The organism is Thiobacillus denitrificans DSM 12475 (assembly GCF_000376425.1).
In the GTDB taxonomy this organism is placed as follows: domain Bacteria; phylum Pseudomonadota; class Gammaproteobacteria; order Burkholderiales; family Thiobacillaceae; genus Thiobacillus; species Thiobacillus denitrificans.
On the sequence record NZ_AQWL01000001.1, the window covers coordinates 259,349 to 274,290 of the forward strand.

Here is a 14,942-nt window from a genome sequence, read left to right on the forward strand (position 1 = left end):
TTCAATTGAACCGCTTTTTGCAGAAGAACGAACCATGAGCCGCATCGGCCAGACTTTTACCGCGCTCAAGGCGCAAAACAGGAAAGCCCTGATCCCTTTCATTACTGCCGGCGATCCCGGCAAGGGCCTGACGGTGCCGCTGATGCACGCGCTGGTGGAAGCCGGGGTGGACATCATCGAACTGGGGGTGCCGTTTTCCGATCCGATGGCGGATGGGCCGGTGATCCAGCGCGCCTCCGAGCGGGCGCTGGCGAACAAGGTCGGGCTGAAGGACGTGCTGGCGATGACGGCGGAATTCCGCAAGACCAACACGACGACCCCGGTGGTGCTGATGGGCTATGCCAACCCGGTCGAGCACATGGGCTACGAGGCCTTTGCCCAGGCGGCGAAAGCCGCCGGGGTGGACGGCGTGCTGACGGTGGATATTCCGCCGGAAGAGGCGCACGGAGTGGCCGATGTATTCAAGGCGCACGGCATCGATCCGATTTTCCTGCTGTCGCCGACCACGCCGGAATCCCGGGTGGAGCAGGTGACAGCGGTTGCCGGCGGCTTCATCTATTACGTGTCGCTGAAGGGGGTGACCGGCTCGGCCAGTCTCGATACCGGGGAAGTGGCGCGTAAGCTTGCCATGGTTCGCGCGCATTGCAGCCTGCCGGTGGGAGTGGGATTCGGCATCCGCGACGCGGCGACCGCCGAGGCGGTGGCGCGCATTGCCGATGCCGTGGTGGTGGGTAGCCGTATCGTGCACGAGATCGAGACGGCCCCCGAAAACGAGGTGATCAACCGGGTGAAACACCTGGTGCAGGACTTGCGCCGGGGTGTCGACGCGGCGTCGAAATAAGGTAGCGGAGAATTAACGATGAGCTGGTTCCAGAAAATTTTGCCGCCGAAAATCAAACGGCGTGCGCTGGCCGACAAGAAATCCATGCCCGAGGGCCTGTGGTCCAAGTGTCCGGCATGCAACGAAGTGCTGTACCGTGCCGATCTCGAAAGCAATCAGGAGGTGTGCCCCAAATGCGGCCATCATCACCGTATCGGCGCACGGCAGCGGCTGGCCATGCTGCTGGATGCCGAGGGCCAGCACGAAATCGGCACCCACGTGATGCCGCTTGATCCGCTGAAATTCAAGGACAGCAAGAAATATCCCGACCGTCTGAAAGAGGCCCAGGCCGGCACTTCGGAAACCGATGCACTGGTAGTGCTGGGCGGCAGTGTCAAGGCAGTGCCGGTGGTGGCGGCGGCGTTCGAATTCAAGTTCATGGGCGGTTCGATGGGCTCGGTGGTAGGCGAGCGTTTTGTGCTGGGCGTGGAGGCGGCGATCGAATCGAACTCGGCCTTCGTCTGCTTTTCCGCCAGCGGCGGTGCACGCATGCAGGAAGGCCTGTTCTCGCTGATGCAGATGGCGAAGACCTCGGCTGCGCTGACCCAGCTCTCGCGCAATCGCCTGCCCTTCATTTCAGTGCTGACCGACCCCACCATGGGCGGCGTGTCGGCGAGTTTTGCCATGCTGGGCGACCTCATCGTGGCCGAACCGAATGCGCTGATCGGCTTTGCCGGTCCGCGCGTGATCGAGCAGACCGTGCGCGAGACGCTGCCGGAAGGCTTTCAGCGCGCCGAATTCTTGCAGGAGAAGGGCGCCATCGACCGCATCATCGACCGCCGCCAGATGCGCGACGAGCTCGCCGCCACGCTGGCGATGATGATGGGGCGGCCTGCGCTTGCCGCCTAGGGCGTGTCGACACGCCCGGGTCTTTCGCTGGACGACTGGCTGACGCGGCTGGAGCAGCTGCATCCCAGCACCATCGAGCTTGGCCTGGAGCGGGTGCGCCGCGTCAAGGACGCACTCGGGCTGGATGCCGCCTTTCCCCTCATCATCGTCGGCGGCACCAACGGCAAAGGCTCCACCTGCGCCTATCTCGAAGCCATGCTCCGCGCCGCCGGCTACAAGACCGGCCTTTACACCTCGCCGCATCTGCTGCGCTACAGCGAGCGGGTGCGGATTGCCGGCAGGGAGGCGGGCGACGCCGAACTGATCGCCGCATTTGAAAGAATCGACGCCGTGCGCGGCGACATCTCGCTAACCTATTTCGAATTCGGCACCCTGGGCGCGATGTTGCAGTTCGTCGATGCCGGCGTCGACGTGGCCATCCTCGAAGTCGGCCTCGGCGGGCGTCTCGACGCGGTGAATACGTTCGATGCCGATGCGGCGATCGTCACCAGCGTCGACCTCGACCATATGGATTTTCTGGGCGATACCCGCGAAAAGATCGGATTCGAGAAAGCCGGTATTTACCGCGCCGGCCGTCCCGCCATCTGCGCCGATCCTGAACCGCCTGCCAGCCTGATCGAGCATGCCCGGCACCTCGGCGCCGACCTGCGCTGTGCGGGCCGCGACTTCGCCGCGCAGCGCGAGACGGATCGCTGGGCCTATCGGGGAGAGGCGTGCAGCTGGACCGATCTACCCTTGCCCGCCATGGCAGGGGCCTATCAGCTATGCAATGCAGCCGGTGCGCTGGCGGTACTGGAGGCCCTGCGCCCCCGCCTGCCGGTGAGCGAGGCGGCGATACGCCAGGGGCTTGCCGTGGCGCGGGCACCGGGGCGATTTCAGCGTATCGCCCATGCGCCGGAGGTCATTCTCGACGTGGCGCACAACCCGGAAGCGGCGCGGGCGCTGGCCGCCACCCTGCGCGACCAGCCGGTGGCCGGGCGCACGCTGGCGGTGGTGGGGATGCTGGCGGACAAGGATGCGGCAGGCGTGTTCGCCGCACTGTCCGGCGAGATCGATGCGTGGTGGGCGTGCATGCCCGTTTCGCCGCGTGCGCGCGATGCCGCGGCGCTGGCCGCCATCCTGCGCACGCACGCAGGCCATGCCCCGGTCAAGGTGCAACGCGATGTGAACGCGGCGCTGGCGGAGGCGCGAAGCGCGGCATGCGAAGGTGATAGAATTCTCGTCTTCGGTTCGTTCTATACCGTTGCCGCCGTGCTCGACCATGCCGCCACCCAGCAGTGAAAATGACCTCAAACGCCGCGCCCGGCGCCGCCTGATCGGCGCGGTTGCGCTGACCCTGCTGGCGGTGATCGTGCTGCCGCTGTTGCTGGAAGACGAACCGCCGCCTGCCAGTTCGCTGGCGGTGAAAATGGCGGGGTCGCCTGCCGCAGAACTGCGCGACGGGCCGAATCCGTCCAGCGAAGCGGAGCCGGCGGATCGTGCTGCCGCCGTGGCGGCACCGCCGCCGCCTTCCCCGCAACCGGAGACGCGGCAACCCGCACCGCCTCAGGCGGCGCCTGCCGGACCGGCGCCCAGATCTGAACCGCGCAGACCCGAAGCAGCTAAGCCCATCCCTCAGCCGAAACCGCCCAAACCCGCGCCCCAACCGGTTGCGAAACCCGCACCGACGCCTGTGCCGCAGGCCAAATCCGCCGCAACCGGCGAGGCTTTCGTGGTGCAGCTTGCCGCACTCTCCGATTCCGCCAAGGCCAGTGCGCTTAAAGCGCGCGCAGCCAGCGCCGGGTTGCCGGCCTACACTGACAAGGTGGGCGCCCTGACGCGCGTGCGCGTGGGCCCCTATGCCTCGCGCGAAGCCGCGGTGGCGGCTGCGGTGAAACTGGCCGAAAATGGCATGGCCGGGCAGGTACTCACAAGGTGAGCATGCTCGACCTCATCGTGCTGCTGGTGCTGGTCCTGACCGTGGTACGAGGACTGATGCGTGGCATGGTGGATACGCTGTTTTCGCTGGCGGCCTGGATACTGGCATTTGTGCTGGGCAAGTGGGGGGCGCTGATGGTGGCTCCCCTGCTGCCGATCGCAACCGAAAATCCGGGCATTCGCTATTTCGCCGGCTTCGCAGTGATTTTTCTGGCGGTGCTGATCGGCGTACTGCTGTTGGGGCATGCCATGGCCTCGCTGATCAAGGCGGCCGGACTGGGCAGCGCCGACAAAGTGCTGGGCGGCGTGCTGGGGCTGGCCAAGGGGCTGGTGATCCTGATCGGCCTGACGCTTGCCGCCGGGCTGACCTCGCTGCCACGCACCGATTTCTGGAAGCAGGCCGCGCTGTCGGACAGCCTGCAGGCACTGGCGCAGCGCGCCTTGCCGCTGCTGCCGGCAGAGATGGCTAAGTACGTTCGTTTCGAATAATTTCATGGATGGGTGCACTGTATGTGCGGGGTAATCGGAGTCGTTTCCAATTCGGCGGCCAACCAGCTCTTGTACGACGGGCTGATGGTGCTGCAGCACCGCGGCCAGGATGCCGCCGGTATCGTGACGGCAGAGGAAAGCCGCTTCCACATGCACAAGGGACAGGGCCTGGCGCGCGACGTGTTCCGCACCCGCGACATGCGCAACCTGCTCGGCGACATGGGCGTGGCGCACGTGCGCTACCCCACTGCGGGCAGCGCCTCGTCGTCGGCCGAGTCGCAGCCGTTCTACGTGAATTCGCCCTACGGCATCGTGCTGGGGCATAACGGCAACCTCACCAATACCGATGAACTGAAGGAATCGCTGTTCCGCGCCGACCTGCGCCACGTCAACACCAATTCGGATTCCGAAGTGCTGCTGAACGTGCTGGCGCATGAATTGCAGGTGCGCGCCTCGGGGCGGCAGCTGAACCTGGACACGATCTTCGGTGCGGTGGCGGGTGTGCATGCGCGCTGCAAGGGGGCCTACGCGGTGACGGCTTTCATTGCCGGCTACGGCCTGCTGGCTTTCCGCGATCCGCACGGCATCCGTCCGCTGGTGATCGGCGTCAACGAACAGGTCACCCCGCACGAGTACATCGTCGCCTCGGAAAGCGTGGCGATCGATACCCTGGGCTTCCGTCTGCTGCGCGACGTGGCGCCGGGCGAAGCGGTGTTCGTCGACTATCAGCGGCAGTTGCACAGCCGCCAGTGCAGCGACCGTGCGGTACTCAATCCCTGCATCTTCGAATACGTCTACCTTGCGCGCCCGGATTCGGTGATGGACGGCGTCTCGGTCTACAACACGCGTCTGGCGATGGGTATCTCGCTGGCCGAAAAGATCAAGCGCGATTTCGCCCATCTGAACATCGACGTGGTGATCCCGATTCCCGACACCAGCCGTCCCTCGGCGTTGCAGCTGGCGAACCACCTCAACGTGCCGTATCGCGAAGGCTTCATCAAGAACCGTTACATCGGCCGCACCTTCATCATGCCGGGGCAGGCGCTGCGCAAGAAATCGGTGCGGCAGAAGCTCAATGCGATTGGCGAAGAGTTCAAGGGCCGCAACGTGCTGCTGGTCGATGACTCCATCGTGCGCGGCACCACCAGTCGCGAAATCGTGCAGATGGCGCGCGATGCCGGCGCTGCGCAGGTGTACTTCGCGTCGGCTTCGCCGCCGGTGCGCTACTCGAACGTCTACGGCATCGACATGCCGACGCGCAACGAACTGATCGCCAACGGTCGTACCGACGCGGAGATCGCGCGCGAGATCGGCTGCGATGCGCTGATCTACCAGGACCTCGACGCCATGGTGAGCGTGGTTCGGGCCGGCAACCCGGCGATTCTCGACTTCGACACCTCGTGCTTCGACGGCCGCTACATCACCGGCGACGTCACACCGGAGTATCTGAATTACGTCGAGGCCGTGCGCAACGGCGAAACGCCGCCGCCGTCGGCCCTGTCGACCCAGCAACTCGACCTTAATCTTGCGTCCGGGAGCTGATACGCATGGACAACGAATACGATCTTGAAACGCTGGCGGTTCGCGCCGGCAGTGTGCGCAGCCAGTTCAACGAGCACTCGGAGGCGATGTTCCTCACCTCCAGCTTCGTGTTCGGCAGCGCGGCGGAAGCCGCGGCGCGCTTCAAGGGCGAGCAGCCCGGCCCGATCTATGCGCGCTTCACCAACCCCACCGTGCAGATGATGGAGGCGCGGCTGGCCGCGCTCGAAGGTGCCGAGCGCTGCGTGGCGTTCGCCTCCGGCATGGCGGCGATCCTGGCGACGGTGATGGGGCTGATGAAGGCGGGCGAGCACGTCGTCGCGTCGCGCTCGATCTTCGGTTCCACCGTGCAGCTGTTCTCCAACATCCTCGGCCGCTTCGGCATCGAGACGACCTATGTGTCGCCGACCGATCCGGCGGAGTGGCGCGCGGCGGTGAGGCCCAATACCCGGCTCTTCTTCGTCGAGTCGCCGTCCAATCCGCTCACCGAAGTGAGCGATATCCGCGCGCTGGCGGCGATCGCGCACGAGGCCGGCGCCTGGCTCGCGGTCGACAACTGCTTCTGTTCGCCGGCGCTGCAGAGGCCGCTCGAACTGGGCGCCGACATCGTGATCCATTCCGCCACCAAGTATCTCGACGGCCAAGGCCGGGTGCTCGGCGGCGCGGTGCTTGGCAGCCAGGCGCTGATGGAAGGCGTCTACACCTTCCTGCGCACCGCCGGGCCGACGCTGTCGGCGTTCAACGCCTGGGTGATCCTGAAAGGCATGGAGACGCTGTCGCTGCGTATGGATGCGCACTCGCGGAATGCGCTGGCGCTGGCGCAATGGCTGGAAACGCAGCCTGCGGTCGCGCGCGTGCTGTATCCCGGCCTGCCGTCGCATCCGCAACACGCGCTGGCGATGACGCAGCAGAAAACCGGTGGCGGCATCGTCGCATTTGAGCTCAAGGGCGGCAAGGATGCGGCATGGAAGCTGATCGACGCGACGAAAATGCTGTCGATCACCGCCAACCTCGGCGACACCAAGAGCACCATCACCCATCCGGCGACCACCACGCACGGCCGTCTGGCGCCGGAGCAGCGCGCGGCGGCCGGCATCAGCGACGGACTGGTGCGCATCGCGGTGGGGCTCGAGTCGGTGGCCGACATCCAGACCGATCTCGCGCGCGGACTGGCTGAATGAAGTGGTGGCTGCTGTGTCTGCTCGGGATGGGGCTGCCCGGAATGGGCGCCGCCCATGCGGCCGACGCGGACGCGCTGCGGCAAACCATGATTGCACTGCGCTATGTCGACCAGGATCCGGGCGAGCCGCCTTATCCGACGCGCATCCTGGTTACGCACGACTTCATGCGCATGGACAGCGGCGAGGACGAAGGCGATTTCGTCCTGCTGGACCGACGCCAGCGTTTGGTCATCAACGTCATGCGTGAAAGCAGGCTGGCAATGGTGTTCACTTCCGGCATGCTGCCGCCCAAGCCTGCCGGCTGGAAGCCGCGGCTCGATGTCCACAAGGCTGCGCGCGGCACCCGGCGTTTCAGTCTCAGCGTGAAAGGGGTGGTGTGCAGTGAAGGCGCAGCCGCCCTGCGTGCCGCGCCGGATGCGGCGCGCGCGATGGCCGAGTTGAAATCCATCCTGGCCGCCACGCAATACCGCGTCTGGAAGGATTCGCCGCTCGAGTTGCAGCGCGACTGCGATCTGGCGAATCATGTGTGGGAATCGGGCGCCACGCTCGCGCTCGGCCTGCCGCTGGAAGAACGCGAATTCACCGGGCGCACGCGGCGGCTCGAAAGCGAAACCCGGCAGCCGCTGCGGCCTGAACTATTCAGCGTGCCGGGCGGCATGGCGACGATCAACGCGCCGTCATAGCGCTTCCGTCCTGAGCGCGCAGCCGGCGGCATCGCACACCACATAGCCCCAGCGCGCATACCAGTCCGGCACCACCCAACGCTCGCAATCATGGCCATCGACCGCATGGACATGCTGCGCCGGGCGATGCGTATGACCGTGGATCAGGCGGCAGATCCCATGTTCGCGCAGCACGCGCAGCACGGTATCGGCATTCACATCCATGATCGCGGTCGGCTTGCCTGCCTTGGCCGATTCGCTGCCCGCCCGTGCCTGGCGCGCCAGGCGGCGGCGCCAGGCCAGCGGCAGCTGCCGCAACAACGCCAGCGTCAGCGGGTGCCGCACCCGACGGCGAAAGGTCTGGTAAGCCATGTCGTCGCTACACAGGGTGTCGCCGTGCATCAGCAGCGTCGGCACGCCGTACAGATCAATCCGGGTGGGGTCGGCGAGCAGCGTCATGCCGGACAGCGCAGCGTAGCGCCCGGCCAGCATGAAATCACGGTTGCCGTGCATGAAATATACCGGCGTGCCCGCATCGGCCAGGGCCTTGAGCCGCTGCGCCGTGTCGCGGGCGACCCGTTCGTCGTGGTCGTCGCCGATCCAGGCCTCGAACAGGTCGCCCAGGATGTAGAGGGCATCCGCGCCCGCGGCATCCTCATCCAGAAAACGAAAAAAACGCCCGGTGGCGACCGGGCGTTCGTCGGTTAGATGCAGGTCGGCGACAAAGAAGGTACGGCCCGTTTTTGACGACGGGGTCGGGTTCACCGGGTTAATCAGGCGATTTCGGCCTGGCTGATGACGACGTCTTCCTGCGGCACGTCCTGATGCCCGGCGCGGTTGCCGGTTTTCACTTTCCTGATCTTGTCGACCACGTCCATGCCTTCGACCACCTTGCCGAACACGGCATAGCCGTAGCCCTGCGGGGTCGGTGCGGTGAAGTTGAGGAAGCTGTTGTTGGCGATGTTGATGAAGAACTGCGCGGTGGCCGAATTGGGGTCGGACGTGCGCGCCATGGCGATGGTATAGGCCTCGTTCTTGAGGCCGTTGGCGGCTTCGTTTTCAATCGCGGCGCGCGTCGGTTTTTGCGTCATGCCGGGTTCGAAACCGCCACCCTGGATCATGAAGCCGTCGATCACGCGGTGGAAAATCGTGCCGTCAAAAAAACCGTCGCGCACGTATTGCAGGAAATTTTCGACCGTCTTGGGCGCCTTCTCGGCATCGAGTTCGAGGGTGATGATGCCGTGATTGGTATGCAGCTTGACCATGGGTGTCCTTATTGAGAAGTTGCGGGAGGGTTTCCCGGCGGGTGTTTTCGCGGTGCCGGGACGGGGGTGTGATCTTATCTGGCCGGGGCGGGCTGGCCGGTGCCGGGCACGGGTTTGGCCGAAGTCTGCTTGCGTGCCTGTTCCCCCAGCATGTTCTGGATCAGCGTGAGCTTGGCTTGGGCAGTCGCGTTCCTGCTGTCCAGCACCAGCGCCTTGCCATAGGCAATCGCCGCCATCTTGGCATAGACGTCACCGAGATTCTCGTGCCCGGTGGCGTAGTCCGGATGCGCGCGGACCGCCGTTTCCAGCGCGTTCCGGGCGGCCTCGTACCGGCTTTGCGAGGCATACAGCACGGCCAGGTTGTTGTAGGGTTCGGGCAGTTCCGGATGATCCTCGGTCAGCCCGGTAAAGACGTTGATGGCATCGTTGGTCTTGCCCTGGTCGGCGAGGATCAGCCCTTTCAGGAAACGGGCGCGGGCGTCCCCGGGATTATGGACCAGATAGCGGTTGGCGTGATCGAGCGCGCCGCCCAGGTCGCCGGTGCGGAACTGCAGGTTGATTTCCTGGATTTCATCGGCCAGTACCGGCGTGCCGGAGAGGAAGACGCAGGCGGCAACGACGGCAAGTAAACGCGGCAGGGCCATGTGATATGCTCGGATCATCTTGGTCAAGCGGGCATTCTAACAATATCGCCGCGGCTGAGACAGTCGGCGTGCCGCTTGAATCCTGCATGTCACCCATCCGTTCGTAGCCGTTCGCATCATGTTGCATATCACCAATTCCCTTACGCGCACCAAGGAAGAATTTGTCCCGCTCAGCCCAGGCGTGGTCCGCATATACGTCTGCGGCATGACCGTCTACGATCTGTGCCATCTCGGACATGCACGGGTATTCGTGGTGTTCGACATGGCGACGCGCTGGCTGCGCGCCAGCGGCTATCGGGTCGAGTACGTACGGAACATCACCGACATCGACGACAAGATCATCAAGCGCGCACAGGAAAACAATGAAACACCCGCCGCGTTGACCGCGCGCTTCATCGCCGCGATGCACGAGGACGAGCGTGCGCTCGGCGTGCTGCCGCCCGACCATGAGCCGCGCGCCACCGCCTACGTGGCCCAGATGCTGGCGCTGATCGAACAATTGATCCGCAACGGCCTGGCCTATCCGGCACCCAATGGCGACGTCTATTACAGCGTGCGTGCCTTCCCTGCTTACGGCCGCCTGTCCGGCAAGAGCCTCGACGAACTGCGTGCGGGCGAACGCGTGGAGGTCGACCCCAACAAGCGCGATCCGATGGATTTCGTGCTGTGGAAAGCCGCCAAACCGGGCGAACCGGCGTGGGACTCGCCGTGGGGAGCGGGGCGCCCCGGATGGCATATCGAGTGCTCGGCGATGAGCGCCGACCTGCTCGGCCGCCATTTCGACATCCACGGCGGCGGCCAGGATCTGCAATTCCCGCATCATGAAAACGAAATCGCCCAGTCGGAAGGCGCGAACGGCTGCACCTTCGTGAACTACTGGATGCACAACGGTTTCGTGCGGGTGGACAATGAAAAGATGTCCAAATCGCTGGGCAATTTTTTCACCATCCGCGAGGTGCTGGAAAAATACGATGCCGAAGTGGTGCGCTTTTTCATCCTGCGTGCGCATTACCGCAGTCCGCTGAATTATTCGGATGCCCACCTCGACGACGCCAAGGGTGCGCTGACGCGCTTGTATACCGCGCTGAAAAACGTGCCGCCGGAGGTGGCCGCGCCCGACTGGAGCCAGCCTGCGGCGCTGCGCTTCCGGGCGGCGATGGACGACGATTTCAATACCCCCGAGGCGCTGGCGGTGCTGTTCGATCTGGCGAGCGAGGCGAATCGCGGCGATGCCGTCGCGGCGCTGACGCTGCGTCATCTGGGCGGGGTGCTGGGGCTGTTGCAGCGCGATGCGGCAGACTTCCTGCAGGCGAAGACGGCCGACGGCGGCATCGGCGAGGCGGAGATCGAAACCCTGATCGCTGCGCGGCAGGCGGCGCGCAAGGCGAAAGACTTTGCCGAATCCGACCGCGTCCGCGATGCCCTGACGGCGGCCGGTATCGTGCTGGAAGACGGGCCGGGCGGTACCACCTGGCGACGTACCTGAAGTGCCGGTCACGTTGACCGCAGCATGACGCCCAGCCTCCTTGTCCTGGTCGGCGCCGTGGGCTGGCAGCATCCCGCGTGGCGCAACGGGTTTTATCCGGACGGCCTGCCGGATGACTGGATGTTGTCTTATTACAACACGCAATTCCAGACGGTTTATCTGCCGGCATCCGTCTGGCAGGCCGCCTCTAAAACAAGCTGGGCGCAATGGCTGGACGATACCCATGCGGCGTTTTATTTCGTGCTGGAACCGGCAGGCGCGGCATCGGCCAAACCCGCCCAGGCGCGTGTGCTGCTGGCAACGCAGGCATGGGAGGCGCGCCATATCTGGTGGCTGGACGAGACGCCGGACCTGCGTCTGCTGGCACAACGCATCGCGCAGCAGGCGGCGACCGGCGAGCCCCTGTTCGTACTCAGCCGCAGTGGCAATCTCGGTTTGCTGGAACAGGCCAATACCCTGAGGCAGATAATGGGCTACTGAATAAGTGGCAAAACGCCCGCGCCATTGTGGGCGGGTTGCTGCTCTTCGGTAAAATGGCAGCCCGAACAGAAATACAGGCTCGATTTTTTGCAACACGATAATCTGGTCGAAATCGAAGATGTCGCATTTGGCTATGGCACCCGGCCGGTTTTGAAGGGGGTCAACCTGACCGCCAAACGGGGGCAGGTCATAGCCATCATGGGCAGCAGCGGTTGCGGCAAAACAACACTCTTGCGTCTGATTGGCGGGCAGATCAAGCCCGGCCAGGGGACGGTGCGCGTGGCAGGCGAGTCGGTGGGCGAACTCGACCCGGCCGGCCTGTATCGCCTGCGCCGCAAGATGGGCATGCTGTTCCAGTTCGGCGCGCTGTTCACCGACATGTCGGTGTTCGACAATGTGGCGTTCCAGCTACGCGAACACACCGACCTGCCGGAAGACGCCATCCGCGACCTGGTATTGATGAAGCTGCATGCCGTCGGCCTGCGCGGCGCCGCGCAGTTGATGCCGGCCGAGCTGTCGGGCGGGATGGCACGGCGGGTGGCGCTGGCACGCGCGATTGCACTGGAGCCCACGCTGGTGATGTACGACGAGCCGTTTGCCGGTCTCGACCCCATTTCGCTGGGCGTGACCGGCAACCTGATCCGCCGCCTGACCGATACGCTGGGGCTGACCTCGCTGGTGGTGACCCACGACGTGCAGGAGTCGCTGAAAATCGTCGATTACGTTTATTTTGTCTCGGAAGGCGTGATCGTTGCCAAGGGGTCGGCAGAGGATATCCGCGCGTCCGACCTGCCTTATGTGCACCAGTTCGTGCACGGCGAAGCCGACGGCCCGGTACCGTTCCATTATCCGGCGCCATCCTACGCCGACGACTTGCGGCTGGGAGGATAAAGTGCTCAAACGATCGATCGAAAACCTGGGCAATCGCACGATACAGGGCGTGTGGCGCATCGGTTTCGCGGCCCGTTTCTTCCTCGCGATGCTGCTGCACTCGGGTACTGCATTCCGCCGCTTCGGCTTGACCATCCGCGAGATGTACTTCACCGGCGTGCTTTCGCTCATCATCATCCTGGTGTCGGGGCTGTTTGTCGGCATGGTGCTCGGTCTGCAGGGCTACGAGACGCTGCAGACCTACGGCTCGGAAGAGGCGCTGGGCATTCTGGTGGCGCTCTCGCTGGTGCGCGAACTGGGGCCGGTGGTGGCCGCCTTGCTGTTCGCCAGCCGTGCCGGTTCCGCCATCACCGCGGAAATCGGCCTGATGAAGGCGACCGAGCAGCTGTCGGCGATGGAGATGATGGCGGTCGATCCGATTGCCCGCGTGGTGGCGCCGCGCTTCTGGGCGGGGGTGATTTCGATGCCGCTGCTGGCGGCGCTGTTCTCCGCGATGGGGATTTTCGGCGGCTATCTGGTCGGCGTGCAACTGATCGGGGTGGACGAAGGTTCGTTCTGGTCGCAGATGCAAAGCGCCGTCGATTTCGAACAGGACATCCTGAACGGCGTCATCAAGAGCGTGGTGTTCGGCGTCGCCATCACCACCATCGCGCTGTTCGAAGGCTATGACGCACCGCCGACCGCCGAAGGCGTGTCGGGCGCCACCACGCGTACCGTGGTGACGTCGAGCCTGGCCGTGCTGGCGTTGGATTTTGTTTTGACTGCATTCATGTTCCGGGGAATCAACTGACAATGAACAAGACCGTACTCGATCTCTGGGTGGGATTATTCGTCATCGCAGGCATCGCCGCGCTGCTGTTTCTGGCGCTCAAGGTAGGCAGCATGAGTGCCGTAAACACGTCGGACAGCTACGAAGTCGTCGCCCGCTTCGAGAACATCGGCGGACTCAAGCCGCGCGCACCGGTCAAAAGTGCCGGGGTGGTGGTGGGCCGGGTGGCGGATATCCGTTTTGACAATGAAACCTACGAAGCGGCCGTCACACTTCGTGTGGACAAGCGCTATGCTTTCCCCAAGGACACCACTGCCGCCATCATGACCTCGGGCCTGCTGGGCGAGCAATACGTCGGCCTGGAGGCCGGCGGCGACAGTTCGAAGCTGAAAGACAAGGACCGGATTCTCATCACGCAGGACGCCGTGGTGCTGGAAAATCTGATCGGCCACTTTATATACGGTAAGGCTCAAGAAGGAGCGCCACAATGAAAATCAACCCACTCACCCGTACCCTGCTGGCGGCCGGCCTGTTGCTGGCCGCCCTGCCAGGGCAGGCGGATACCATCAACCTGCAGCAGGCGGTGGAAATGAGCCTGGCGGCCGACCCCCGCATCAAGGAGCGCGAACAGGTGGTCGAAGCTGCGCGCGGCATGCTGGAGGAAGTACAAGGCAACGCCGGCTGGCGGGTCAGCGCCAACGCCTTCATCGGACTGGCGCCGGAAGCCGAGGGCGGCTTCTACCAGGGCGGGGCTTTTAACGGAACCAATCCGCGCACCGACGCCGACAGGATCGAAGGCATTTCCGACTGGACGCATCTGGATTTCGCCCTGATCAAGCCGCTCTACACCTTCGGCAAGATCGAGCATTACGGCGAGGCCGCACGCGGCAACATCGATCTCAAGCGCGGCGAACTCAAGCAAACACGCGGCGACACGGTCTACGACACCAAACGCGCCTATTTCGGCTATCTGACCGCGCGCGATATCCGGGTTTTCCTGGAAGACATGCAGGGCCGGCTGGATCGGGCCATCACCTCGGTCGAGCGTGATCTCAAGGAAGAAACCGGCGAGGCCAAGCAGTCCGACCTGTATGCGCTGCAAGCGGCCAAAGGCCTGTTGGCCAAGTACGTGTACCAGTCGCACGCCATCGAGAAAATCAGCCTGGATGGCCTCAAGGTGCTGACCGGTGCTGGGTTGAAGGCCGACCTGAAGGTGGCCGACGAGCGTCTCGAACCGGTTGCCTTCCCGCGTGTCGATCTGGCCGAGTTCCAGTCGCGCGCCTTGCAGGAACGCCCCGAAATGCAGCAGCTCGAAGCCGGTCTGCGTGCCCGCCGCGCCCTGGTGGCGGCCAAGAAAGCCGATCGCATGCCGGACGTGTACGCCGGCGTGATCGGGCAATTCAACTACGCTTCGCAACGCGAGCGGCTGGACAACCCCTATCTCTACGACCCCTTCAACGGCGGCGGCCTGACTCCGGTGGTGGGCGTGAAATGGGACACCGTGTTCGGTGCCGCCAGCGCCCGCGTCAACCAGGCACAGGCCGAACTGGAAGCGCTCAACCACAAGAAGGCGTTTGCCGTGGCAGGCATTCCGTTCGAAGTGGGCGAGGCCTATGCCAATGCCGAGGCCAACTACAATGCGCAACGCGATCTGGGTGAAGGCGCAGCGGCGGCGCGGCGCTGGATGGTGGCGTCGCTGGCCGATTTTGCGGCCGGGATCGAAAGCGCCGACAAGGTGGCCAACGCGCTCAAGAATTACGTCCTGACGCAGACCGAATATCTGCGCACGGTCAACGACTACAACATGAACGTGGCGCAACTGGCGCGCCTGACGGGTGAACTCAAGTAAGCGGCGGGCGTCTACTCCTTGACCCGGTTCATACAACTCCG

17 protein-coding genes are annotated in these 14,942 nt (G+C 64.5%); 14 read left to right on the top strand and 3 right to left on the bottom strand.

Annotated features, from left to right (window positions below):
- Window positions 1-34 precede the first annotated feature (34 nt).
- From trpA to B059_RS0101410, 8 genes are read left to right on the top strand one after another with little or no spacing between them, the layout of a single operon-like run.
- Window positions 35-841, top strand: a complete 807-nt coding sequence (gene trpA / locus B059_RS0101375) for a tryptophan synthase subunit alpha (protein ID WP_018076445.1) — start codon at window positions 35-37, stop codon at window positions 839-841.
- Window positions 842-859: 18 nt separating this feature from the next.
- Window positions 860-1,729: an acetyl-CoA carboxylase, carboxyltransferase subunit beta gene (accD, locus tag B059_RS0101380; RefSeq protein WP_018076446.1), complete on the top strand. Its 870-nt coding sequence runs from the start codon at window positions 860-862 to the stop codon at window positions 1,727-1,729.
- 3 nt (window positions 1,730-1,732) lie between these two features.
- Window positions 1,733-3,010 (top strand): bifunctional tetrahydrofolate synthase/dihydrofolate synthase, encoded by a 1,278-nt coding sequence (folC, locus tag B059_RS0101385; RefSeq protein ID WP_018076447.1) that lies wholly within the window; start codon window positions 1,733-1,735, stop codon window positions 3,008-3,010.
- Window positions 2,991-3,647 carry an SPOR domain-containing protein gene (locus B059_RS0101390; RefSeq protein WP_018076448.1) on the top strand — a complete coding sequence of 219 codons (657 nt, stop codon included), beginning with the start codon at window positions 2,991-2,993 and terminating at the stop codon, window positions 3,645-3,647. Before folC ends, B059_RS0101390 begins: the two co-directional genes overlap by 20 nt.
- A gap of 2 nt (window positions 3,648-3,649) precedes the next feature.
- Window positions 3,650-4,135 carry a CvpA family protein gene (locus B059_RS0101395; protein ID WP_018076449.1) on the top strand — a complete coding sequence of 162 codons (486 nt, stop codon included), beginning with the start codon at window positions 3,650-3,652 and terminating at the stop codon, window positions 4,133-4,135.
- A 21-nt stretch (window positions 4,136-4,156) separates the two neighbouring features.
- Window positions 4,157-5,677: an amidophosphoribosyltransferase gene (gene purF, locus B059_RS0101400; RefSeq protein ID WP_018076450.1), complete on the top strand. Its 1,521-nt coding sequence runs from the start codon at window positions 4,157-4,159 to the stop codon at window positions 5,675-5,677.
- A gap of 5 nt (window positions 5,678-5,682) precedes the next feature.
- The gene (locus B059_RS0101405) at window positions 5,683-6,855 is read left to right on the top strand and encodes an O-succinylhomoserine sulfhydrylase (RefSeq protein ID WP_018076451.1); all 1,173 of its coding nucleotides are present in this window, start codon (window positions 5,683-5,685) and stop codon (window positions 6,853-6,855) included.
- The gene (locus tag B059_RS0101410) at window positions 6,852-7,538 is read left to right on the top strand and encodes a hypothetical protein (RefSeq protein ID WP_245538700.1); all 687 of its coding nucleotides are present in this window, start codon (window positions 6,852-6,854) and stop codon (window positions 7,536-7,538) included. The genes B059_RS0101405 and B059_RS0101410 overlap by 4 nt, the downstream gene beginning before the upstream one ends.
- On the opposite strand, the gene B059_RS18460 is transcribed toward B059_RS0101410, so the two are convergent.
- The 3 genes from B059_RS18460 to B059_RS0101425 all read right to left on the bottom strand — a co-directional run bounded on the left by B059_RS18460 (window position 7,533) and on the right by B059_RS0101425 (window position 9,426).
- Window positions 7,533-8,282: a UDP-2,3-diacylglucosamine diphosphatase gene (locus tag B059_RS18460; RefSeq protein ID WP_018076453.1), complete on the bottom strand. Its 750-nt coding sequence runs from the start codon at window positions 8,280-8,282 to the stop codon at window positions 7,533-7,535. The genes B059_RS0101410 and B059_RS18460 overlap by 6 nt on opposite strands.
- Window positions 8,283-8,290: 8 nt before the next feature.
- Window positions 8,291-8,782 carry a peptidylprolyl isomerase gene (locus tag B059_RS0101420; RefSeq protein ID WP_018076454.1) on the bottom strand — a complete coding sequence of 164 codons (492 nt, stop codon included), beginning with the start codon at window positions 8,780-8,782 and terminating at the stop codon, window positions 8,291-8,293.
- Between the two features lie 74 nt (window positions 8,783-8,856).
- Entirely contained in the window at window positions 8,857-9,426 is a 570-nt protein-coding gene (locus tag B059_RS0101425) for a tetratricopeptide repeat protein (protein WP_018076455.1), read from the bottom strand.
- A gap of 118 nt (window positions 9,427-9,544) precedes the next feature.
- On the opposite strand from B059_RS0101425, the gene cysS reads away from it, so the two are divergent.
- From cysS to B059_RS0101455, 6 genes are all read left to right on the top strand, one after another.
- A complete protein-coding gene (cysS, locus tag B059_RS0101430) occupies window positions 9,545-10,912 on the top strand; it encodes a cysteine--tRNA ligase (RefSeq protein WP_018076456.1) in 1,368 nt (455 codons plus the stop codon).
- Between the two features lie 24 nt (window positions 10,913-10,936).
- Complete coding sequence (locus B059_RS0101435; protein ID WP_018076457.1) at window positions 10,937-11,392, top strand: DUF72 domain-containing protein; 456 nt, start codon at window positions 10,937-10,939, stop codon at window positions 11,390-11,392.
- Between the two features lie 87 nt (window positions 11,393-11,479).
- Window positions 11,480-12,283, top strand: a complete 804-nt coding sequence (locus tag B059_RS0101440; protein WP_018076458.1) for an ABC transporter ATP-binding protein — start codon at window positions 11,480-11,482, stop codon at window positions 12,281-12,283.
- A 1-nt stretch (window position 12,284) separates the two neighbouring features.
- Window positions 12,285-13,073: a lipid asymmetry maintenance ABC transporter permease subunit MlaE gene (mlaE, locus tag B059_RS0101445; protein ID WP_018076459.1), complete on the top strand. Its 789-nt coding sequence runs from the start codon at window positions 12,285-12,287 to the stop codon at window positions 13,071-13,073.
- 2 nt (window positions 13,074-13,075) lie between these two features.
- Window positions 13,076-13,543: an outer membrane lipid asymmetry maintenance protein MlaD gene (mlaD, locus tag B059_RS0101450; protein WP_018076460.1), complete on the top strand. Its 468-nt coding sequence runs from the start codon at window positions 13,076-13,078 to the stop codon at window positions 13,541-13,543.
- Window positions 13,540-14,901: a TolC family protein gene (locus B059_RS0101455; protein WP_018076461.1), complete on the top strand. Its 1,362-nt coding sequence runs from the start codon at window positions 13,540-13,542 to the stop codon at window positions 14,899-14,901. The genes mlaD and B059_RS0101455 overlap by 4 nt, the downstream gene beginning before the upstream one ends.
- Window positions 14,902-14,942 lie beyond the last annotated feature (41 nt).